The 23,728-nt window shown below is 39.1% G+C and carries 17 protein-coding genes; 7 read left to right on the top strand and 10 right to left on the bottom strand.

What is annotated here, in order from left to right:
* Positions 1 to 12: 12 nt before the first annotated feature.
* Positions 13 to 3,492 carry a DNA polymerase III subunit alpha gene (dnaE, locus tag C3V42_RS04620; RefSeq protein WP_106013836.1) on the bottom strand — a complete coding sequence of 1,160 codons (3,480 nt, stop codon included), beginning with the start codon at positions 3,490 to 3,492 and terminating at the stop codon, positions 13 to 15.
* A gap of 235 nt (positions 3,493 to 3,727) precedes the next feature.
* Here dnaE and C3V42_RS04615 point away from each other — a divergent pair, with 235 nt between their 5' ends.
* A complete protein-coding gene (locus C3V42_RS04615; protein ID WP_106013835.1) occupies positions 3,728 to 5,380 on the top strand; it encodes a phospho-sugar mutase in 1,653 nt (550 codons plus the stop codon).
* 601 nt (positions 5,381 to 5,981) lie between these two features.
* Here the strand turns inward: C3V42_RS04615 and ispF are convergent.
* Genes ispF through ftsB form a run of 3 tightly spaced genes read right to left on the bottom strand, consistent with a single transcriptional unit; the run spans position 5,982 to position 7,407 of the window.
* Positions 5,982 to 6,455, bottom strand: a complete 474-nt coding sequence (gene ispF, locus C3V42_RS04610) for a 2-C-methyl-D-erythritol 2,4-cyclodiphosphate synthase (RefSeq protein WP_048953086.1) — start codon at positions 6,453 to 6,455, stop codon at positions 5,982 to 5,984.
* Positions 6,452 to 7,129 (bottom strand): 2-C-methyl-D-erythritol 4-phosphate cytidylyltransferase, encoded by a 678-nt coding sequence (gene ispD, locus C3V42_RS04605; RefSeq protein ID WP_106013834.1) that lies wholly within the window; start codon positions 7,127 to 7,129, stop codon positions 6,452 to 6,454. Before ispD ends, ispF begins: the two co-directional genes overlap by 4 nt.
* Complete coding sequence (gene ftsB / locus C3V42_RS04600) at positions 7,129 to 7,407, bottom strand: cell division protein FtsB (RefSeq protein ID WP_048953088.1); 279 nt, start codon at positions 7,405 to 7,407, stop codon at positions 7,129 to 7,131. The genes ispD and ftsB overlap by 1 nt, the downstream gene beginning before the upstream one ends.
* Before the next feature lie 223 nt (positions 7,408 to 7,630).
* Here ftsB and C3V42_RS04595 point away from each other — a divergent pair, with 223 nt between their 5' ends.
* On the top strand, positions 7,631 to 8,455 hold the full coding sequence (locus C3V42_RS04595; protein ID WP_048953089.1) for a 5'-nucleotidase, lipoprotein e(P4) family: 825 nt from the start codon (positions 7,631 to 7,633) through the stop codon (positions 8,453 to 8,455).
* Positions 8,456 to 8,519: 64 nt separating this feature from the next.
* Here the strand turns inward: C3V42_RS04595 and C3V42_RS04590 are convergent, their stop codons facing one another.
* From C3V42_RS04590 to glpA, 6 genes are all read right to left on the bottom strand, one after another.
* A complete protein-coding gene (locus C3V42_RS04590) occupies positions 8,520 to 9,335 on the bottom strand; it encodes a shikimate 5-dehydrogenase (protein ID WP_106013833.1) in 816 nt (271 codons plus the stop codon).
* A 9-nt stretch (positions 9,336 to 9,344) separates the two neighbouring features.
* Entirely contained in the window at positions 9,345 to 10,148 is an 804-nt protein-coding gene (cysE, locus tag C3V42_RS04585; RefSeq protein ID WP_048953091.1) for a serine O-acetyltransferase, read from the bottom strand.
* Positions 10,149 to 10,232: 84 nt separating this feature from the next.
* Positions 10,233 to 12,761: a class I adenylate cyclase gene (locus tag C3V42_RS04580; protein WP_106013832.1), complete on the bottom strand. Its 2,529-nt coding sequence runs from the start codon at positions 12,759 to 12,761 to the stop codon at positions 10,233 to 10,235.
* A gap of 160 nt (positions 12,762 to 12,921) precedes the next feature.
* A complete protein-coding gene (gene glpC, locus C3V42_RS04575; protein ID WP_005632254.1) occupies positions 12,922 to 14,202 on the bottom strand; it encodes an anaerobic glycerol-3-phosphate dehydrogenase subunit GlpC in 1,281 nt (426 codons plus the stop codon).
* 10 nt (positions 14,203 to 14,212) lie between these two features.
* Entirely contained in the window at positions 14,213 to 15,511 is a 1,299-nt protein-coding gene (gene glpB / locus C3V42_RS04570) for a glycerol-3-phosphate dehydrogenase subunit GlpB (protein WP_106013831.1), read from the bottom strand.
* Positions 15,501 to 17,192, bottom strand: a complete 1,692-nt coding sequence (gene glpA / locus C3V42_RS04565; RefSeq protein ID WP_106013830.1) for an anaerobic glycerol-3-phosphate dehydrogenase subunit A — start codon at positions 17,190 to 17,192, stop codon at positions 15,501 to 15,503. Before glpA ends, glpB begins: the two co-directional genes overlap by 11 nt.
* Positions 17,193 to 17,485: 293 nt before the next feature.
* Between glpA and glpT the strand changes: the two genes are divergently transcribed.
* The 5 genes from glpT to glpK all read left to right on the top strand — a co-directional run bounded on the left by glpT (position 17,486) and on the right by glpK (position 23,642).
* On the top strand, positions 17,486 to 18,928 hold the full coding sequence (glpT, locus tag C3V42_RS04560) for a glycerol-3-phosphate transporter (RefSeq protein WP_106013829.1): 1,443 nt from the start codon (positions 17,486 to 17,488) through the stop codon (positions 18,926 to 18,928).
* Between the two features lie 132 nt (positions 18,929 to 19,060).
* Positions 19,061 to 19,972, top strand: coding sequence for a hypothetical protein (locus tag C3V42_RS04555; protein WP_106013828.1), 912 nt, complete (start codon positions 19,061 to 19,063; stop codon positions 19,970 to 19,972).
* 17 nt (positions 19,973 to 19,989) lie between these two features.
* Positions 19,990 to 21,084: a glycerophosphodiester phosphodiesterase gene (gene glpQ, locus C3V42_RS04550; RefSeq protein WP_106013827.1), complete on the top strand. Its 1,095-nt coding sequence runs from the start codon at positions 19,990 to 19,992 to the stop codon at positions 21,082 to 21,084.
* A gap of 231 nt (positions 21,085 to 21,315) precedes the next feature.
* A complete protein-coding gene (locus tag C3V42_RS04545) occupies positions 21,316 to 22,110 on the top strand; it encodes an MIP/aquaporin family protein (protein ID WP_106013826.1) in 795 nt (264 codons plus the stop codon).
* Between the two features lie 20 nt (positions 22,111 to 22,130).
* Positions 22,131 to 23,642, top strand: coding sequence for a glycerol kinase GlpK (gene glpK / locus C3V42_RS04540; protein WP_106013825.1), 1,512 nt, complete (start codon positions 22,131 to 22,133; stop codon positions 23,640 to 23,642).
* Positions 23,643 to 23,728: the final 86 nt, after the last annotated feature.

Here is a 23,728-nt window from a genome sequence, read left to right as displayed (position 1 = left end):
CACGCCTTTGTATTATTCAAACTCTAATTCCACCGCGCTTTCGCCAAGTAAATTCACTAATTCTGTCAGAATTTCATCTGTTGGAATGATCGACCATTGCACGCCCAAACGTAACAACGCACGACCTTTCGGACTTTGGTAATATACGTTAATCGGCAACGTTCCACCACTCACTGGCTCAAGTAATGCTTTAAGTTGTTTAATGAAACTTGGTGTAATTTGATGCTCAGAAAGGCTGATAGCTAAGGATTTGACATAACGAGAACGAGCCTCATCTAAGGTCATTAACTCTCGCACCGTCATTTTTAAGCCACCTGAGAAATCATCAACACTGACCTGTCCAGAAGCAATCACTACTGTATCTTTTTGTAACTTTTCACCAAATTGATCTAAACTTTCACCAAATAAAGTTAAATCTAAACGACCAGAACGATCATCTAATGTTGCAATACCGAGTCGATTACCTTTTTTAGTCATAGCTATACGAGACGAAACTAATAATCCTGCGGCAGTACTTATTTGCCCACGACGATTTGGAGTCAAATCTTTTAAACGTATTGATGTGTAATGAGATAATTCTTTTAAATATCGGCTTACAGGATGACTACTTAAATAGAGCCCTAGTGTTTCACGCTCACCATCAAGAATTTGTTTTTCTGAGTAAGGTGGGGTATTCGCATAGGCATTCTCAACTTCTTCGTGTGTTTCAGTCAACACCCCAAACATATCCGTTTGTCCCATTGCTTCATCTTTAGCATGTTGATCAGATGCTTTAAGGGCATCTTCTAAATTCTTAGAAAGTGCGGCGCGATGTGGACCTAATTTATCAAAGGCACCTGACATAATTAGGCTTTCAAAAGTCCGGCGGTTAATTTTCTTCAAATCTACTCGAGCACATAAATCAAATAAGTCTTTGAAAATTCCCCCTTCATTTCTAGCGGTCACAAGTGCCTCAATAGGGCCTTCCCCCACACCTTTAATTGCGCCAATACCATATACAATTTCACCTTGGTCATTAACACTAAAATGATGCTTACCCACATTAATATCTGGTGGAGCAACCTTTAATCCCATACGTAAACATTCATCATATAAACCCACAATTTTATCCGTGTTATCCATTTCAGATGTCATCACCGCAGCCATAAACTCTGCAGGGAAATGGGTTTTGAGCCAAAGAGTTTGGTAAGACACCAAGGCATAAGCAGCAGAGTGAGATTTATTAAAACCATAGCCAGCAAATTTTTCCACCAAGTCGAAAATCTTCATGGAAAGCTCACCATCAACACCGTTTTTTATCGCCCCCTCTTTAAATACAGAACGCTGCTTTGCCATTTCCTCTGGTTTCTTTTTCCCCATCGCTCGACGCAATAAGTCTGCTCCACCCAACGTATAACCAGCCAACACTTGCGCAATCTGCATAACTTGCTCTTGATACAAAATAATACCGTAAGTTGGCTCAAGAATAGGCTTCAAACTTTCATGTTGATATTCTGCATCAGGGTAGGATACTTCTTCTCGTCCGTGTTTACGATCAATAAAATTATCCACCATTCCTGACTGCAAAGGACCAGGACGGAACAATGCTACCAACGCGATAATGTCTTCAAAACAGTCAGGCTGAAGGCGTTTGATCAAATCTTTCATACCACGAGATTCTAGCTGGAATACAGCTGTAGTTTCAGAACGTTTAAGCTGTTCAAAAGATTCATGATCATCTAGGGGAATCGCTGCAATATCAACAAGTGGCTTACCTTCTCGAGCCATGCGAGCATTGATCATATCTAATGCCCACTTAATGATAGTCAGAGTACGTAATCCTAAGAAATCAAACTTCACAAGCCCAGCATATTCCACATCGCTTTTATCAAAATGGGTAACAGGGTGAAGCCCTTCATTATCGCAATAAAGCGGCGCAAAATCCGTAATTAAAGTTGGAGAAATTACTACGCCTCCCGCATGTTTACCCGCATTACGGGTTACACCTTCCAACTTACGCGCCATATCTATTAAGGCTTGCACCTCTTCATCACTGTCATACGCCACTTGCAATTGTGGCTCAACTTCAAACGCTTTTGCGAGCGTCATTCCTGGATCTGGAGGAATCAATTTCGAAATACGATCAACGAAACCATAAGGATGTCCCAATACGCGCCCTACATCGCGAATCACCGCTTTTGCCGCCATGGTACCAAAGGTGATAATTTGTGATACTGCACCGCGTCCGTAAGTTTCAGCAACATGCTCAATAACACGATCTCTACCATCCATGCAGAAATCCACGTCAAAGTCAGGCATAGATACCCGTTCTGGATTTAAAAAACGCTCAAATAGCAAATCAAACTCAAGCGGATCTAAATCGGTAATTTTCAATGCATAGGCAACTAAAGAACCAGCCCCCGAACCTCGTCCTGGTCCCACTGGAATATCGTTATCTTTTGACCACTGAATAAATTCCATCACAATCAAGAAATAACCAGGGAATCCCATTTGGTTGATAACACCTAATTCCACTTCTAAACGTTCATCATATTCTGCCCGTCTTTCGGCCCTAATTTTCTCATCCGGAAATAGAAATGCTAAACGCTCCTCTAGTCCTTCTCTGGCTTTTTTTATTAAGAAATCCTCTGTGCTCAATTCACCCGTTGGAAATTTTGGTAAAAAATATTGACCAAGACGAAGCGTTACACTACAACGCTGAGCAATTAAAAGCGTATTTTCTAAAGCTGAGGGAATATCTGCAAATAACTCACACATTTCCTCTTCTGAACGGAAATATTGTTCGGAGGTATAACGTTTTGGGCGTTTAGGATCATCTAAAGTATAACCATCTCTAATCGCTACACGAATTTCGTGGGCTTCAAAATCATCTTGCTTGAGGAATACCACATCATTTGTAGCAACTAACGGTAAATGGTAATGTTCAGCTAATTTTAGTGCTGCTTGGATATAACTTTCTTCATCCGCTCTTCCTGTGCGGCTAAGAGCAAGATAAAAATGCTCGGGAAAAAATTCTTGATAAAATGCGACCGCACTTTCAATCTCATCAGCATTATCTTTTAATAATTTCTTTCCCACATCTCCCTGTATACCACCAGATAAAATAATCACCCCTTCTCGATAATCAATAAGCCAATCTTGATCAATATAAGGTAAGTCGTTATAACCTCGCTGGTAAGCCTTTGATAACAATAAAGTAATATTTTTATAACCTTCATTATTTTTAGCCAACAAAGTCAGATCAAAGTATTCATCGCCACATAATGCACTTTTGACTTTTACATCTGCCCCGATAATTGGCTTCATCCCTAAAGAAAGCATCTCACCATAAAAACGCACTACACCACAAAAATTAGTAAAATCCGTTAGTGCCATTGCAACCATTTCATTAGCAGCACAGGCTTTTACTAACGGTTTCACTTTGACGATACTGTCAATCATCGAAAAATCTGTGTGCGTGCGAAGATGGACGAAACGAGGCTGGGATGACATTGAAAATCCTTAAAGTGCGGTTAAATTTTGCCGTAAATATTGAGGCGGTATTATAGCGAATTTTTCAAATAAATGCCTATGCAACAAATAGCTTTCCTAATTAGCTCGGATAACCGATTGCGTGAACAAAAAATGTTAAGTAGATCAAAATTTTGATAATTATTCGTTCCCATTTTGGGTGATTTCGGCTAGTCTAGCAGCGATTTATTTATTTCAAGAGAATAAGGATGATCCTATGACAACTCTTTTTCATGTAGCGCAAAATTGGTTAAACCAAGACCCTGACGCAGAAACTCATACAGAATTAACCGCACTTTTAGATGCGGCAAAAGGCGGAGATAAAGCGGCAGAAGCAGAATTGCACACACGTTTTGATGGTCGCTTACAATTTGGTACGGCTGGTTTACGTGGCCGTTTACAAGCTGGCTCAATGGGGATGAACCGAGTTTTAGTCTCTCAAGCTGCTGGCGGTTTAGCGGAATATTTAAAAGATTACGATAAAGAACCATCAATCGTAATTGGTTACGACGGCCGTAAAAACTCTGATGTTTTTGCCCGTGACACTGCTGAAATTATGGCGGGTGCAGGCGTAAAAGCTTATTTATTACCACGCAAATTACCTACGCCAGTTTTAGCTTATGCTATCCAATATTTTGATACCACTGCGGGTGTAATGGTAACAGCAAGCCATAACCCACCAGAAGATAACGGCTATAAAGTGTATTTAGGTAAAGCAAATGGCGGCGGTCAAATCGTTTCACCGGCAGATACAGACATCGCAGCATTAATTGATAAAATTGCGGTAGGCAATATCCAAGATTTACCACGTAGCGATAATTATGTAGTGTTAAATGATGAAGTGGTAGATGCCTACATTGCAAAAACAGCATCATTAGCTAAAGAGCCAGCTTGCGACATTAACTATGTTTATACCGCTATGCACGGTGTTGGCTATGAAGTTTTAAGTAAAACGCTGGCAAAAGCAGGCTTACCACAACCACACGTAGTGGCAGATCAAGTTTGGCCAGATGGTACTTTCCCAACCGTGAACTTCCCAAATCCAGAAGAAAAAGGCGCATTAGATTTAGCAATTAAAGTAGCAAAAGAAAAGAATGCTGAATTTATCATTGCTAATGACCCCGATGCAGACCGTTTAGCCGTTGCTGTGCCTGATGCGCAAGGCAACTGGAAATCACTACACGGCAATGTGGTAGGCTGTTTCTTAGGTTGGTACTTAGCAAAACAATATCAAGGAAAACAAGGCACATTGGCTTGCTCACTTGTTTCTTCTCCTGCACTCGCTGAAATTGCGAAAAAATACGGTTTCCAATCAGAAGAAACCTTAACCGGTTTCAAATATATCGGTAAAGTATCTGGCTTATTGTTTGGTTTTGAAGAAGCATTGGGCTATTTAGTTGACCCAGACAAAGTACGCGATAAAGATGGTATTTCTGCAGCAATCGTGTTCTTAGATCTTGTACGTAACTTGAAAAAACAAGGCAAAACTTTAGCAGATTATGCTGATGAATTTACTAAAGAATTTGGCGCTTATGTGAGTGGACAAATCTCTATTCGAGTAAGCGATCTTTCAGAAATCGGAAAATTAATGGCCGCACTTCGTAACAATCCACCAGTAGAAATCGCTGGCGTGAAAGTGGCACAATTTATCGACCATACTAAAACAGATCGTCAAAGCGATATCCTTGTATTTAACTTGGAAAATGGCGGACGCTTAATTGCTCGTCCTTCAGGTACCGAACCAAAAATTAAATTCTACTTGGATGCGCGCGGTAAAGATCCAAAAGATGCAGATCGCGTATTAGCAGAATTTGATGAAGGTGTTCGTCACATTCTTCGCCAAGATGCTTATGGCAAACAAGCTTGCTAATTAATCGTTTCTAAAAATAAAACGCACTTTGTAGAAAGTGCGTTTTTTTATATCTGAAACCCAATAAATATCAGCAGATAAAATTAGAATTACAAGGATGACTAATAGATTAATAAAAATTAGAATTTGAGATAGTTTGACTAATGGAATAGTTACATCGTTACACCCCATATAAACATTCCATTAGCCAACAACAACTAACAATATCGCACCTAACAACAAGGTTGGTGGACAAAGAAGCGGACTGAAGCCCTCCATTTGCCCCACATCCAGTTATGGATGTTGTCCTATCATCAATGGCCACTTCATAATAAAGGTGAGCGACTCACTCGTTATCATTTCACTGATTAGGATATCGTTCGGGAATGTCAGACAACAGTCCGCCAAACCCAATAGGCAAGATGCACAGCTCTATGCCAAATGGCACAAACGTCCATTCTTGCGCCTAAATCTTGATTTATAGCTTGCGTCATTGACAACAAACTTACTGTGCAGATATATGGTATGACTTTTCACTTTTAGAAACTGTGATCTAGATCACAAAATTTGAAATACGATAAAATTCTTTTAGGCACACTATCGCACTTACGATATATCACTATCAATATACTAACAATGCAACGGCCTCACAGGCGATGCCTTCACTTCGCCCTGTAAAACCTAATTTTTCCGTGGTCGTGGCCTTTACATTGACTTGCTCAATATCACATTGTAAATCCTCAGCAATTTTTACACGCATTGCATCAATATATGGGCGCATTTTGGGTGACTGAGCGATAATAGTTACATCAACATTCCCAATTTTATATCCCTTTTCTTGAACCTGACGAAAAGCTTCACGTAATAAACCACGACTATCTGCATTTTTATATTGCATATCTGTATCAGGGAAAAGTTTGCCAATATCACCTAGCGCTGCGGCGCCTAAAATTGCATCAGTCAAGGCATGTAAAGCCACATCGCCATCCGAATGTGCTATAAAACCAGTGTGATATGGTACTTCTACACCACCGATAATTAATGGGCGATTCTCTCCAAAAGCATGAACATCAAACCCATGTCCAATTCTCATCATAATTTATTCCTTGTTAAATAAAATTCAGCTAATGCCAAATCCTCAGGACGCGTGACTTTCAAATTATCACTACGACCAGCTACCAAGTGTGGTCGAAAACCCGCATGCTCCATTGCAGAAGCCTCATCCGTAATTTGAAGCCCTTGCTGTAGAGCTGTAGAAAGTGCTTTTTTCAAGCATTCCACTTGAAAAAATTGTGGTGTTTGAGCCTGCCAAAGCAGACTACGATCTTCAGTCACAACTATACGTTGTTGATTGTCTGAACGCTTAATTGTGTCTGTTACGGGAATTGCTAAAATTGCCCCCTGTTCATCATCAATGGCTAATAATTTATCAATATCAGTATGCTGTAAACAAGGACGAGCCGCATCATGTACTAGTACCCAAGCATTTTTATCACAAATTGCATTCAAACCATTTAGCACTGATTCAGCCCTCGTTTCACCACCTTCTACCAATTGAATTTTAGGTGAAAGTGATAAATTGGCTATATAAGGATCATCTTTACTCACGACTAATATAATCTTAGAAATCGCTGTATGAGTTAGCATGATATCAAGCGTATGTTCTAACAACGTTTTACCTAACAACGCTAGGTATTGTTTTGGTTTATCCGCTTGCATACGCGAGCCTACTCCAGCTGCAGGTAATACAACAACAATTGGACGATCCATTATTTATTCTCTTTCACAATGTGATAAAACACTTCATTTTCTTTTACCATACCATGCTGCATCCTTGCTCGTTCTTCAATCGATTCAAACCCCTTTGTTAATCCTTGAATTTCCGCATTAATGCGTTGATTACGCTGGGAAAGTTTTTCATTTTCAGCATGATTTTCTACAATTTTTACCGCGGTTTCACGATAATCCCAAAATCCATTGCGTCCAAACCATAAATCATATTGAAACAGTGCCAATATGGCGAAAAGAATAAGAATCAAAAGTCGCATAATCTTTATGTTATACAAGAAAAATGCTGATAGTTTACCGTGAAAAAAGAGGAAAGGCGATAGCATAAAAAAATGCTGTACATATTCGTCACAAAATGAAAAGAAAAAATGTGATCAATGTCACAAACTAAAGAGATATTCAGAGAAGATGAGGTAAAAAACCAAAAGACTTGATATACTCCCCCACAGTATTTAACTGCCTTAATATGGAGAATAATTTAACATGAAAACAACCTTAAAAATGACCGCACTTGCTGCAATTTCTGCTTTTGTTCTCGCTGGATGTAGTACTCATTCAATGGATTCAAAGGAACATGCTAATGCACAATTGCAACAACAAGCTGTTCTTGGATTAAACTGGATGCAAGATTCGGGTGAATACCAAGCATTAACTTATCAAGCGTACAATGCAGCAAAAGTTGCCTTTGATCACGCAAAAGTTACTAAAGGAAAGAAAAAAGCGGTTGTTGTTGATTTAGATGAAACCATGTTAGATAACAGCCTTTATGCTGGTTGGCAAGTAAAAAACAATAAACCATTTGATGGAAAAGATTGGACGCGTTGGGTTGAAGCTCGCCAATCCCGAGCTATCCCTGGCGCAGTAGAATTTAATAATTATGTAAATTCACATAACGGTAAAATGTTTTACGTGACTAACCGTAAAGATAGCACAGAAAAAACCGGTACCATTGACGATATGAAACGTCTTGGCTTTAAAGGCTTAGATGATTCATCCTTTTACTTTAAAAAAGATAAATCTGCTAAAGCTGCGCGTTTTGCCGAGATTGAAAAACAAGGCTATGAGATTGTTCTTTACGCTGGCGATAACCTAGACGATTTCGGTGATACAGTCTACGGAAAAAGTAACAATGAACGTCGTTCATTTGTACAACAAAATCAGGCTAAATTTGGTAAAACCTTTATTGTATTACCAAATGCAAATTACGGTGGCTGGGAAGGTGGATTAGCTGACGGTTACTTTAAAAAAGATACCCAAGGCAAAATTAAAGCACGTCTAGATGCCGTACAAGCATGGGATGGTAAATAGTCTGCTATTATTAATAGTAGTTGATAGAAAATCTCCATTAAATGTTATTTAATGGAGATTTTATTTAACTTCTTGTTCTTGCAAATGCTGCCGCTTCTTCTATTAATTCATTACTTGGACGCTGATGCGTGTAAAGTTCGAATTGTTCAACCGCTTGTAAAACAATAACCTCAGCACCTGAAATAACCATTTTCCCTTTAGATTCCGCATAACGGATAAAGGGGGTTTCAGCTGGAATAGCAACAACATCAAAAGCGATATTTGCAGCATTAATCATAGGTTGTGGAAAAGCCAACTCAGTTTCTTCTTTTCCACCTTTCATGCCTATCGGGGTGACATTTACCAAAATTTCTGCACACTGATTTACCAACGAATCAATATATTCATAACCATAAAGTGCGGCTAAATATCGCCCTGTTTTTGCATTGCGAGCATAAATTTTAAGCTTCTCAAAGCCCCTATTTTTAAATGCAGCAACAACGGCCTTCGCCATCCCGCCACTTCCTTGTACAATCACGGAAGCATAATTATTCAGTTGATATTTCTCAATTAATTTTACAATGGCAATATAATCTGTGTTATAAGCACGTAAGAAACCATCATCATTCACAATAGTATTTACTGATTCTATCGCTTTTGCTGAAGAATGGATTTCATCTAAAAAAGGTATACAACTTTCTTTAAACGGCATAGAAACAGCACAACCACGAATACCTAATGCTCGTACACCTTTCACTGCATGTTCAATATCTTGTGTCGTAAAGGCTTTATAAATGAAATTTAATCCTAACTTTTTATATAAATAATTATGAAATGTGGTTCCAAAATTACCAGGTCGTCCTGACAACGACATACAGAGTTGAGTATCTTTATTTATCATTTTACTTTTCTAAATATTTAAATTCATACCATCATCAAGTCCAATAAAATATTGGTTCATATCAAATGCAGGTTTTGCAGCTTTATCTTGCCCAACAATTCTCGCCGGTACCCCAGCAGCTGTCGCGTATTCTGGTACAGGATGAAGCACAACTGAATTAGCCCCAATTTTGGCATATTTTCCTACTTCAATATTACCTAAAATTTTAGCTCCAGCACCAATCATCACGCCCTCGCGTACTTTTGGATGACGATCACCAGATTCTTTACCTGTTCCTCCAAGTGTTACGCCTTGCAAAATAGACACATCATTTTCAATTATAGAGGTCTCCCCTACGACAATTCCTGTGGCATGATCAAACATGATGCCATGGCCAATTTTAGCTGCGGGATGAATATCTACATCAAAGGCTACTGAAATCTGATTTTGCAAATAAAGCGCAAGCGCTTTTCGATTCTGATTCCACAAATAATGTGTAATCCGATAACTCTGAATAGCATGGAAACCTTTTAAATAAAGTAATGGCGTAGTCCACAATTCCACCGCAGGATCGCGCTGACGAACAGCTTTAATATCACTTGCTGCACAATCAATAATTGAAGGATTAGCTTGATAGGCTTCTTCAATGATTTCTCGTAAAGAGATCGCTGGCATAATAGGATTCGCTAATTTATTAGCAAGTAAATAACTCAACGCACTACCAAGATTTTGATGTTTCAAAATAGTAGAGTGAAAGAAACTTGCTAACATAGGCTCATGCTCTGCGAGCATTTTGGCCTCTTGACGGATGTACTGCCATACCTCTAATGTCATATTATATCCCCTTTCTCCGCCCATTTTATTGGCAAGCCTGGCCATATCTTAATTTATTCAACAAAAATTATAACGCAATATCAACTAAACATTAGCTAAACGAAATTGAAAAGGCACTATCACCCTTCCTTTTTCACCATTTTGTAATTGATAAAATTGCGGATAATTAAAATTACGCAAAATTATATTATAAGGATTATTATCTCCCTCATGCTTAGCATTTTGGTAAAGTTGATTAATCTCACGCACTTTATCATCCTTTTCACCATCACATCGGCGATAAATTTCAAGACGATTAGCTTCATCTAAAATATAAACATTGAAACTGTGATCTGGATTATCTTCAAAGAAAAACTGTAAGAAACCTTCTCGAGCAAATACATCCATTTCTGCTGGATAACAACGGCTCTCTTGGCTCATTTCACTATCCTTAATAGGATTTTGTAAAACTTCATCAAAATCTACCGCACTTTTTATATCATCAAGCGCAGAATCACTCTGGATTTCTTGTAAAGTGATACCACGCTCTTCAAAGAAGAATTGCCAATTTTTACCTGCAACACGTAAACGAGAGGAATGACTTAATGACGTCTCTCCAACCTGAATACTCACACAACGATTAACTAACCCGCTAACAAGCTGGCATAAATCTTGTCTATAACGTTTGCTATAACAATATACTTGAATCGAATCAGGTCGATTTACTCCACGATAAATTTTGTTAGAAAGCACTTTTAAAGCAAGCAAAATCGCATTTTGACCTTCAAAATGAAGGGTACGAATTTCATTCCAAATATTACGATAAGTAAAATCAATACTTCCTACAAGGCTTTGCTCCATTGCACCAAAACTAAATAAATCTCTTGATGAAATATCTGTTAATACTTCTTCTACATTAGCTGTTGGATCTACCGTTAGATTAATTGCAATAAACAAACTACGAATTTCACACTGATTTAATAAATCGCTATTACTTGGTTGAGGCGTGACAGTACTTGGAAATGCCACTCGAAGATTATTTACAAAACGATGTAATGTTGCTGAACTCACTTTTTTACTGAAAATAGATAAGTGCGTCTTCTCAGTTAAAAGACGATTAAAATATGCCCATGCGACGAGTTTATTTAAGCTCTCACCATATTCAATCACTCGCTCTTTAGAAAACATAATATGATTTGGCGACTGATTAATAAGATACCAGCCATCTTTAAAATGCTTATTTCCTCGTACTTCTAAGAAGGTAATATGATCTTCCGACAAATTATGGGAAATTTGCGTGTTGAGTAAAGTGACCTTACCCGGAATTGCTTCAAAGGCAGTATAAAGTTTACGTGAAAGAATATTAATATCTTGTGGTACAACACTTGAGTGAATTCGATGTTTTCGAGCAAACTCAACTAAGTTACGGTAACTCAACATCAAAAACTTCACCACATTATCATGATTTTCTTTTACTGCTTTGATTTTCCAGAGTGGGCGACAATTAAGGAATTGTACAGTTTCATCAGACCATCCCCATTCCCGTGCCAAAATTTCCATATAACGGATACGCCAATTATCTGCTTGGTAAAGCGCAAGATCCTTCGTTGCTTTCACATAAAAACAACGACGTACAAAATCAAGGCGCTTAAATTCAGAAAGTGCGGTTAAATATTGAGTAACTTTTGAAAGGATAGCAATATAAGGATCAAAATGGTGATCTGGATTAGCACAACCTGAAAGTAAATCGCGCTTAAAGGTGCGTGCAATTAAACAGGTATTAGGATACTCTTTAGAATAAGCTTCTAGTAGTAAAATTTTGAGTACTGATTTATAAGGAGAATCAATTCCTTTATAAAGCTGCCATAAGCTAGCCCCAAAATATTCACTCGCCGAGAATTGACCTAAACCGCCAAAATCAACCCAATCATTTGGATCGAGTTCCCCAGATTCAATCAGTCGTTCAACTTCCTTTTCATAATCCTTTTCGTTTTCAACCCATAAATGTAGCCATAACAAAGGTTTACCCGCTAAACGAACTGCTGACCGATAAAATTCATCCAACAGCAACATATACTGTGCGGATCCACTATTTTCAGCGGTGAGTGAATCAGCATAATGTTCATGGCGAAAGCGTTGCTGATCTACTAAATAGAAATTAATTTCTACATTAAACTGAGTCGCCCATTCAGAAATACGTTTAGCTTTTTTGGTGAGAAGCGCACATTCATCTGAACTAAGGCCATCACGGACACAAATCCAAGTATCTAAATCAGAAGATGAAGTTTGGCTAATAGAACCAAAACTCCCCATCACATACACACCTAAAATAGGAGGCAAAACAGCTCGAAAATTTACCGCACTTTGATGATTTATATATTTACAATCGGCATAATTAATACCGTATTCATTAACAAGCCATCGCTTTTGATAATCAGAAATATGGAAACCGGAAACCCCTGATGGAGCATGAATGACATAGCCAGGAAGCTGTGGGTGATTACTCTGTAAAAGTAAAGGAACTATTGATAACACATGTTGAAACGCATCGCCAGAACCCAGTAACGCTCGTTCAAAACGACGTTTATCTAAAGCCTTTACCCATTGTTTGGCTCGTTCAAGATTATATTCCAAGCGGCGTCCTTACCAGAACAGCAAAATTTACCAGGTAATTTACCACTTGAGGTGTAGGAAAGCAAAAGAATTAAACGAAATAGCGCGGTACTATTCTATCATTCGATTTATTACACCTTAATCCCAGAATATGGGGGATTAAGGTGTAACATTTTCTTAACTAAGCATCCATCGACATACAGAGTAAGGTTAATGGGTGAATACAGGTTACGTTGGATGACATATCAATTTGCCATTTACAAGTTTGGCATTCAGATATGACGTAATCAAACCCACCTTCGTTAATATTATCGAATAGGTTCTTACCAATAGATTGTGAAACTTCATAGTTTTCCGATTTAAAACCGTAAGTCCCAGCAATACCACAGCATTGGCTAGGTAACATAATGATTTCTAAACCAGGAATTTTTTTCAACACTTCCAAAGTATAAGGTGCCCAGCCTGCTTTATCTACGTGACAAGCGGTGTGATAAGCCACTCGAAGTTTAAGTGGTTTCAACGGTAATGTTTTACCTTCTTTGAAAAGCTGGTATAAGAATGGCGTCACCATATGAATATGCGGACGGACTTTAGCATTGTCGATGCCTAAAATATGATGGTATTCATCACGCAGATTAAGTGAACAACTTGATGCTTCACTGATCACATCTAGTCCATTTTCATCTACCATTTTTCCAATGTAATCGGTATTGAACTGTGCAATATTACGTGCGCGTTCTGGGAAACCATTCACCATTAATGGTAAACCACAGCATTTTTCTTTTTCTAGTAACATCACTCCAATGTTCATCGCGTTGAACACTTTAAGGAATTCTTTACCAAGCTGTGGATTATTATAGTTCACATAACAACCATGATAATACGCGACTTTACGCTCAAATTTTTGTTGGTCTTGTAACGCATTTTTCATATACCAGCTACGGAACGTGCCAAACGCATATTTAGGTAAAGTACGTTCTTTACTAATTTTAAGCGTTTTTTCCAACATAAATTTGGTAGCTTTTAGGCTTGTGATAGTGTTTACAATCGGCGCTAATGGCGTATTGATTTTCCCCATGACATCCGTGTTACTTAAAATCGCATCACGCAATTTATTCATTAACGGTTTTTTAGATTGTGCTAAGTGGTTATTACGTGCACGCACAATTAAATCACCGATTTTCACATCAGACGGACAAGCCACTTCACAACGTTTACAGTTGGTACAATATTTAAGTGCTTCATCGTAAAGTTCAGCAGATTTTAAGCGTAAACGCTCACCATCTGGGCCAGATTGTTTTGGACCAGGATAAAGCGGGTTGTTGCGTGAAACCGGACAAACAGCAGTACAAGCCGTACATTTAATACAGCTTTCAAAACTTTCGTCGATATATTTATGACTTTCAGGTGAATTAAGGGATTGTTTTGCACTATCAATGAGTCGTTGAATATTATTATCCATATTATTCCCCCTATTTCGCCAAGATTTCATCAGCAACCGCCAAGGCAGTTACAACTGCGACACCCGAACCACAACCAAGCTCAAGCGCATTAAAACCACCAATCACATTACCGACGGCATATAAATTCGTTAAATATTGACTGCTCTTTTGCACTTGGCATTGAGCATTAATTGCTACACCGGCAGATTGATAAGGTTGTGGATGAGCAAAACGATGAGCAGTCCAAGTGAAACGATCTTTATCGTTAAACCCTTCAACACCGATAATATCGGATTCAAAAACCGGCTCATAAATTTTATCGAATTCAGAAATGAGTCCTTTACTGAAGAAACTTCCTGAAGCTAGTACGAAATTATGTGCGGTAATTTCTTCATCTTCGAGCAAGCGAGTGTTGATACAACGGACTTGATTTCCTTCAAATGTTGCACTCAATGCACTATCACCGTTAATCATTAAACCGCCAAGGGATTCAAATTTACGGCGTAATTGAATACGTTGACGCATACCGAGTAATGATGGTGGCAACGTTGGCAATTCAAATAATGCGAGCTTAGTTGCATCACGAAGTGCGGTCATAAATTCTTGGTTTTCTAAACCAAAACAAGCCGGTAAAAATACTGCTTCTGCGCCTTGCGCTGATTCAATAATTTCTTTAACAAGATCATTGAATGCAAGTTTGTGCTCTAAAAGTTGAGAGATGTTTACGCTACGGAACTCACGAGCATTTTTGCGAAGTTCATCTAATTGCGGAATATTTAAGAAACCACTTGTTACTTCACAATGTTCAAATTGTGGATTTAACACCAAATTTGCCGATAAAAGTTGTGGCTGAAAATCGTGATAACCTTCGATACCAAGCACCGCAATACGTTTATGCGGAAAACTTTCATTGCCTTGTACAGTTGGCACACTATTTGGTGAAAGCCACGCACCACGCAAACTGCCTAAGCCAGTTACACGCCAATGGTTCTTTTCCGTTGAACCAATTAAATCAAGATTTAATTCATTAGCTAAACGTTCAAAATCTTGTGCTTTAGCAAGCACTTTCTCTGCGCCCAATAAACTATAAGGGTGAGCAGGTAATTCATTGCGAAGTACGGTGATATCTTCTTTTAAATTTTCTACCGCGCGACCTTCTCCATTTGGCGTTGATGGCATACGGCTTAATAAATCTAAAGAGCCGGATGCAAAATCAATGGCTGCTTGACCGTTGTTGATAATCACGCAACGTTTGCCGCGTTGTTGAAGGGCGATGCCACAGGTTAAACCCGCCAAACCACCGCCAATAATGGCTACATCAAAATTCATTGCTATCCGTCCCTTGTTGTGCTTGTTCATCAAGCGGTTTCACATCATTTAAACCTAATACGCTACCATACATCCAAGATGTAAATTCAGCTTCTCGAATAGCTTCCCCCCAAGCAATCGGCTCAATACCTCTCCAGCGTTCTTCCATAAAGGCAGAAAGTTGAGTAGTTGATTGAGTTGGTGTTGCCACTTCAAAACGGTTCATTAAGCCTGCAGCACGACATGCACAAAGCTCAGCTTGGCAAGTACCCATACCAACACGAGTACGGCGACGTAAATCCACAATGTTATTTACGCCTAGTTCATCAATCGCGTAGCGCACTTCGCCCGCCGTCACCGCTTCACATTCGCAAACCATTGAACGATCTAAACGTTCTTTTTCAAGCAAACGAGTAGCACGTGAACCATGACGATACACGGCGGAATAACGAATGGTACTTGGTAATGAAATGACTTTTTGATTGGTTTCTTGACGGCTTTCAGTAGAACCTGGTAAAGGTTGCTCCGCAGTGACACAAGGTGCTGTTTTATTGAGTTTTTTACAAACAAGGTCGGTTGCCCATTCAGCCATTAAACGATAAGTCATTAACTTACCGCCTGTAATAGTAATAAAGCCATCTAAGCCATCGCGTTCTGCGTGGTCAAGTAGCACAATACCACGACTCACATTACGACCTGATGGATCATCATCACTCGCAACTAATGGACGCACCCCTGCATAAGCACGTAATACGCGAGTATGACGTAAACTCGGTGCAAGTTTTTCACCTTCACGGAAAAGAATATCCACTTCCTCTGGCGTCACTTGCATGTTATCGATTTGATCATAAGGAACACGACTTGACGTTGTACCAATAACACAAATTGTATCGCCTGGAACAAGAATATCCGCATCAGCTGGTTTACGGCAGCGGTTAATTACAAGTTTATTAATGCGATGGCCCATTACAAGCAATGCACCTTTCGCTGGGAACATTTTAATTTTGAGATCGGCATATTCCGCAATCCCTTGTCCCCAAATACCACCAGCATTCACAACAAGCGGTGCAAAAAATTGGCGTTCTCTACGATTTTTATGATCGTATACATTTACACCAATTACTTTTCCACCTTCACGAATCAAATTTTTTACTTCGCAATAAGTGAACATTTTTGCGCCGTTTTCTGTCGCATCCATCATATTAGAGGCCGTTAAACGGAATGGGTCAATCGAACCATCTGGCACAACAACAGCGCCCACTAAATCTGGATTTACAGAAGGCTCCATAATTTTAGCTAAGTCAGGATCAATGGCTTGCGCATCAATTCCAGATTTTGCACAACTCTCAAGGAAGGTTTTTTGATAGTCGAGAGAATCTTCAGGCAAAGTAATAAATAAGCCTTCCGTTTCATCTACGCAATGACGCGCAATTTTGCGCAAAATGCGGTTTTCTTTAATACATTCTTCAGCAGATTCTTGGTCGTTCACGGCATAACGTGCACCACTGTGTAATAATCCGTGGTTACGTCCTGTCGCACCCGTTGCTATGTCTCGGCGTTCCAATAAAATACAATCAATGCCACGAAGTGCACAGTCACGCGCAATACCAGCACCCGTTGCGCCACCACCGATAATAATGACATCAGTACTGAGTGGCGAAAAATCTCCAACATCTTTGTACATGCTAGGCGATAATCCCATGTTTACCCCCAATTCCCAAAATTTAACAAAAAAGTAATATAAAAAATACAGAGAGTATTGTATTTAAGTATGCTTAAATTAACAACATTTTGAGCGGAAAAGAAAATGAATTTGTGAAGTTGATCACAATAATTTTCGCATTCGCTCAGACAAAGTAAAATTTTTGTGAAACACTTCACATTTTTGCATTTTACTACTTTCTTATTTTTTATTTTCTTTTATGATGCAGCACATCCCTTACTATCTGAAGGGTAAATTTCAATAACACATAATTACAAAGTTGGAGAAAAATTATGTTTGGTCCATTTAAACCCGCTCCGCATATTGCGGAACTTCCAGCGGAAAAAATTGATTCCACGTATAGACGCTTACGTTGGCAAGTATTCGCAGGGATCTTCTTTGGTTATGCCGCATACTATTTCGTGCGTGCAAACTTTGACTTAGCACAACCTGGTTTAATTCAAGCTGGTCTTTATACAAAAGCTGAGCTTGGTGTAATCGGTTCTGCAGCTGGTCTTGCTTACGGTTTATCAAAATTCGTCATGGCTGGTATGTCTGACCGTTCTAACCCTCGCGTATTCCTACCATTTGGTCTATTACTATCTGGTTTATGTATGACCTTAATGGGTCTATTCCCATGGGCAACCTCTGGCATCGCTATCATGTGGGCGATGATCTTCTTAAATGGTTGGTTCCAAGGTATGGGATGGCCTCCATGTGGTCGTACAATGGTGCACTGGTGGTCTAAATCAGAACGCGGTACTATCGTGTCAATTTGGAATACTGCGCACAATATCGGTGGTATGATGCCTGGTGCAATGGTGCTATTAGCAAGTGCCGTCTTCTTCAGCACTCATGGTATCGAAGCACAAGCAAAAGACATTTGGCAACAATCCCTATACTATCCGGGTATTGCAGCAATGATCTGTGCAATTCCTGTTTACTTCGTGATGCGTGATACTCCACAATCTTGTGGTTTACCATCTATCGAAAAATGGCGTAATGACTACCCTGATGACTATAACGAAAAAACTTACGAAAACGATTTAAGCACAAAAGAAATCTTCGTTACCTATGTATTGAAAAACAAATTGTTATGGTACATTGCACTTGCTAACGTGTTCGTATATTTAATCCGCTACGGTGTATTAAAATGGTCTCCAGTTTATTTGAGCGAAGTAAAACACTTCAACATCAAAGGTACCGCATGGGCATACACAATCTATGAATTAGCAGCGGTTCCAGGTACATTATTATGTGGTTGGGTATCAGATAAAGTATTCAAAGGTAAGCGTGGTTTAACCGGTTTCATCTTCATGATCTTAACAACTGCAGCGGTTGTTGCATATTGGATGAACCCAGCGACACCAGAAGCTGAATTAGCAAACTACAGCGCATGGTATCAAAACCCATACCAATTAACAGACTTCATTTTAATGACTTTAATCGGTTTCTTAATCTATGGTCCTGTAATGTTAATCGGTTTACATGCTCTTGAGTTAGCACCGAAAAAAGCAGCAGGTACTGCAGCAGGTTTCACCGGTTTATTCGGTTACTTAGGTGGTACAGTTTCTGCATCTGCAGTTATCGGTTGGGCTGCTCAACATTACGGATGGGACGGTGGTTTCTACGTAATGATCGGCGGTGGCATATTAGCGGTGTTATTACTCTTAATCGTAATGGTTGAAGAAGGAAAACACAAAGCGAAATTAGGCGATACTTACGGTACTAAATAATTAGCTTAAAAAAGGCGACAGGCAAATTGCTTGGTCGCCTTTTTTGTAACTAAAATTAATTTTAGTTTCTGATTAAGACCATCTTGATTCCTTTCCCACAAAATAAATCATATATTTAAGGAGACAATAATTATGAAATTATCATCAATTACTATTGGATTAGGTTGCACATTTTTTGCGATATCTGTGTCGGCAAATCAAACTTGCGAAGCTCCTTATCATTCAGCTTTACCTAAATATACTTATAAATTGAATAAAGTATTAGAAGTAAATGGCCGCCAAGGTATTACAACTGATGGAAACCATCTTTATGTGTCCGGAAGTAAAACCCTCTCTAAATATGATATGAATGGAAAACTCATCAAGGAAAATAAAGATCCTTTTGTAGGCTATCAAAAAGAAGCTAACCACATTGGCGATATTGATATCTACAACAATGAACTTTATGTTTCTTCTGAATGGTTTGATGCTGGCGTAGGGAAAAATATTCAAATTGCCATTCATGACCCTGACACACTCGCATTAAAAAGATCTGTTGATTTTAAGCCTAAGTCTGGTCAAGTCGAAGTTTCCGGTATCACCGTAGATACCGTTCACAATTCAGTTTGGATGGCATCTTGGGTAGGTGAAGAAAGCGGCCGTTATCTATATGAATATGACCTTTCAACCGGTAAATATAAACGTAAAGTGCATTTACAACCTGTTCCACAATGGATTCAAGGTGTTTATGCCTACAACGGCGATCTCTACGTCACCGCGGATGACGGTACTGCCGATGAAAAAGAACCCGATCATATTTATCGTGTAGAAATCTCAGATAAAAATAATGAAGCTCGCGTTGTTTTAGAAAAAACTTTGGATGATATTCGAGATGTCGGCGAAATCGAAGGCTTGAATATTAATCCGAAAACAAAACAACTACTTGTCCATGCAAACCGAGGCAAACAAATTGTGTTAGGGATGCCAAAAGGATTTTATCCAGGTTATGACCGTGAAATTAGCGAAATCTATTTTTACGACATGAAACCAAGATGTAATAAGTAAATCAAGGAGAACACACAATGAAACTTAAAATTTTAGCGCTTTCTTTATTAGCAGCTGGCGTACTAGCAGGTTGCAGCAGCCATTCATCAAGCATGGCAAACACCCAAATGAAATCAGACAAAATCATTATTGCTCACCGTGGTGCTAGCGGTTATTTACCAGAGCATACTTTAGAATCTAAAGCACTTGCGTTTGCACAACATGCTGATTATTTAGAGCAAGATTTAGCAATGACTAAAGATGGTCGTTTAGTGGTTATTCACGATCACTTTTTAGATGGTTTGACTGATGTAGCGAAAAAATTCCCACATCGTCACCGTAAAGATGGTCGTTACTATGTCATCGACTTTACCTTAAAAGAAATTCAAAGTTTAGAAATGACAGAAAACTTTGAAACTAAAGATGGCAAACAATCACAAGTTTATCCTGGTCGTTTCCCACTTTGGAAATCACACTTCAGAATTCACACCTTTGAAGATGAAATTGAATTTATCCAAGGCTTAGAAAAATCTACAGGCAAAAAAGTAGGGATTTATCCAGAAATCAAAGCACCTTGGTTCCACCATCAAAATGGCAAAGATATTGCCGCTGAAACGCTCAAAGTATTGAAAAAATATGGCTATGATAAGAAAACCGATATGGTTTACTTACAAACTTTCGACTTTAATGAGTTAAAACGTATCAAAACTGAATTACTTCCAAAAATGGGCATGGATTTGAAATTAGTTCAATTAGTGGCTTATACAGATTGGAAAGAAACGCAAGAAAAAGATGCGAAAGGCAAATGGGTAAACTACGATTACGATTGGATGTTTAAACCAGGTGCAATGGCAGAAGTGGTAAAATACGCTGATGGTGTTGGTCCAGGTTGGTATATGTTAGTAGATAAAGAACAATCTAAACCAGGCAACATTGTCTACACACCATTAGTAAAAGAGCTTGCTCAATACAAAGTAGAACTTCATCCATATACAGTGCGTAAAGATGCATTGCCAGAATTCTTCACTGACGTAAATCAAATGTACGATGCATTATTGAATAAATCAGGTGCAACAGGCGTATTTACCGATTTCCCAGATACTGGCGTAGAATTCTTAAAAGGGAAAAAATAATATCCCTCACAACCGTGGGTAAACATACCCACGGTTAAATAGGTTTCTATATCATAGAAGCTAAAAATCTACTCTAACAGAGTAACATCATAATCAATCTAGGTGTTCTAATCTAGAATTCAAATAAGGAGGCTATTTCAAAACACTCCGTATTCTTTTTTAATAAATTCTTCTTCCCCTTTATTTAAGGAAAACACCCTTCATTTCAACCGCACTTCTAAGGAGTGATCTATGGACAAATCATTAAAAGCGAACTGTATTGGCGAGTTTTTAGGTACAGCCTTATTGATTTTCTTTGGTGTGGGCTGCGTTGCAGCACTAAAAGTAGCAGGCGCTAGTTTTGGCTTGTGGGAAATCAGCATTATGTGGGGAATGGGCGTTGCACTTGCAGTATATGCAACCGCTGGTTTATCTGGTGCTCATTTAAACCCAGCAGTAACCATTGCCCTTTGGAAATTTGCTTGCTTTGACGGCAAAAAAGTAATTCCTTATATCATTTCACAAATGCTCGGCGCATTCTTTGCTGCAGCATTAGTTTATGCCTTATACCACAATGTTTTTATTGATTATGAAACAGCCCACAACATTGTTCGTGGTACACAAGAAAGTTTAAGCCTTGCTGGTACATTCTCCACTTACCCTCATCCAAGTTTAAGCATTGGTGGAGCCTTTGCTGTGGAATTTGTGATTACTTCAATTCTTATGGCATTAATTATGGCATTAACTGACGATGGAAACGGTGTACCTCGTGGTCCACTTGCCCCATTATTAATTGGTGTATTAATCGCAGTTCTTGGTGGTGCTATGGGCCCTTTAACAGGTTTTGCCATGAATCCAGCGCGTGACTTCGGACCAAAATTCTTTGCTTATCTCGCTGGCTGGGGCGAACTCGCTCTAACTGGCGGATGCGAAATCCCTTATTTTATCGTTCCAATGGTTGCACCTGTTTTAGGCGCATTAGCTGGTGCATGGTTATACAAAAAAGCAATTGGCGGCAATTTACCTTGTAATTGCGGCTGCGAATAATTATTTGAAGGAGTAATACTATGACAGACAAAAAATACATCATTGCATTAGACCAAGGCACAACAAGCTCTCGCGCAGTATTATTAGATCATAATGCGAATGTGGTTGAAATTGCACAACGTGAATTTACCCAAATCTACCCTCGTGCCGGCTGGGTAGAACATAACCCAATGGAAATTTGGGCAACTCAAAGTTCAACCTTAAACGAAGTCGTTGCAAAAGCAGGCATTACATCTGATGAAATTGCCGCTATCGGTATCACCAACCAACGTGAAACCACCATTGTATGGGAAAAAGCAACAGGTACGCCTGTTTACAACGCTATCGTATGGCAATGCCGCCGTACAGCAGACATTACCGATAAATTAAAAGCCGATGGTCATGAAGAATACATTCGTAATACAACAGGCTTAGTGGTTGACCCTTACTTCTCTGGCACAAAAGTAAAATGGATTTTGGATAACGTTGAAGGTGCTAGAGAAAAAGCAGAACGAGGCGAATTATTATTTGGTACCGTTGATACTTGGCTTGTATGGAAACTGACTCAAGGCCGAGTGCACGTAACCGATTACACCAATGCATCTCGTACCATGTTATTCAACATTCATACCAAACAATGGGACGACAAGATGCTTGAAATCTTGAATATTCCACGTTCAATGTTACCTGAAGTACGCAACTCTTCTGAAATTTACGGCCAAACCAATATCGGCGGTAAAGGCGGCGTTCGTATTCCTGTTGCAGGGATTGCTGGTGACCAACAAGCCGCTCTTTACGGACATCTTTGCGTACATGCGGGCCAAGCCAAAAACACTTATGGCACAGGTTGCTTTATGTTACTCCACACAGGTAACAAAGCCATTACATCCCAAAATGGACTTCTCACAACCATTGCTTGTAATGCAAAAGGCGAACCAGAATATGCCTTAGAAGGTTCTGTATTTATAGCGGGTGCATCAATCCAATGGCTCCGTGATGAACTCAAAATTGTTCACGATAGTTTTGACTCTGAATACTTTGCACAAAAAGTGACTGATAGTAATGGCGTATATGTTGTTCCTGCTTTCACGGGGTTAGGTGCACCATATTGGGATCCATATGCGCGCGGTGCAATATTGGGTCTTTCTCGCGGTGCAAACCGTAATCATATTGTTCGTGCAACCTTAGAATCTATTGCTTACCAAACCCGCGATGTCTTAGAGGCTATGCAATCAGATTCTGGTGAACACTTACAATATCTCCGTGTAGATGGTGGCGCGACAAACAATAACTTCTTAATGCAATTCCAAGCTGATATTTTAGATGTAAATGTTGAGCGTCCAGTCGTGAAAGAAGTGACCGCTCTAGGCGCCGCTTACCTTGCGGGTTTAGCAACAGGTTTTTGGAAAGATTTAGACGAGCTTCGCGATAAAGCCCGTGTAGAACGCACCTTTAGTCCAGACAGCGACAATGACAAACGCGAACGTCGCTACAAAGGCTGGAAAAAAGCCGTTAAACGCTCATTAGAATGGGCAAAAGAGGATGAGGAATAATTTTTTATTGCCTATTTTCAAATGTTCATTATTACTTCAAAACGATCGTAAGTGCGGTCGTTTTTTATTGGTTTTTTTATCTCAAA

Source organism: Haemophilus sp. oral taxon 036 (assembly GCF_002998595.1).
Taxonomy (GTDB): domain Bacteria; phylum Pseudomonadota; class Gammaproteobacteria; order Enterobacterales; family Pasteurellaceae; genus Haemophilus; species Haemophilus haemolyticus_K.
This window is presented reverse-complemented; position numbering and strand designations above follow the sequence as displayed.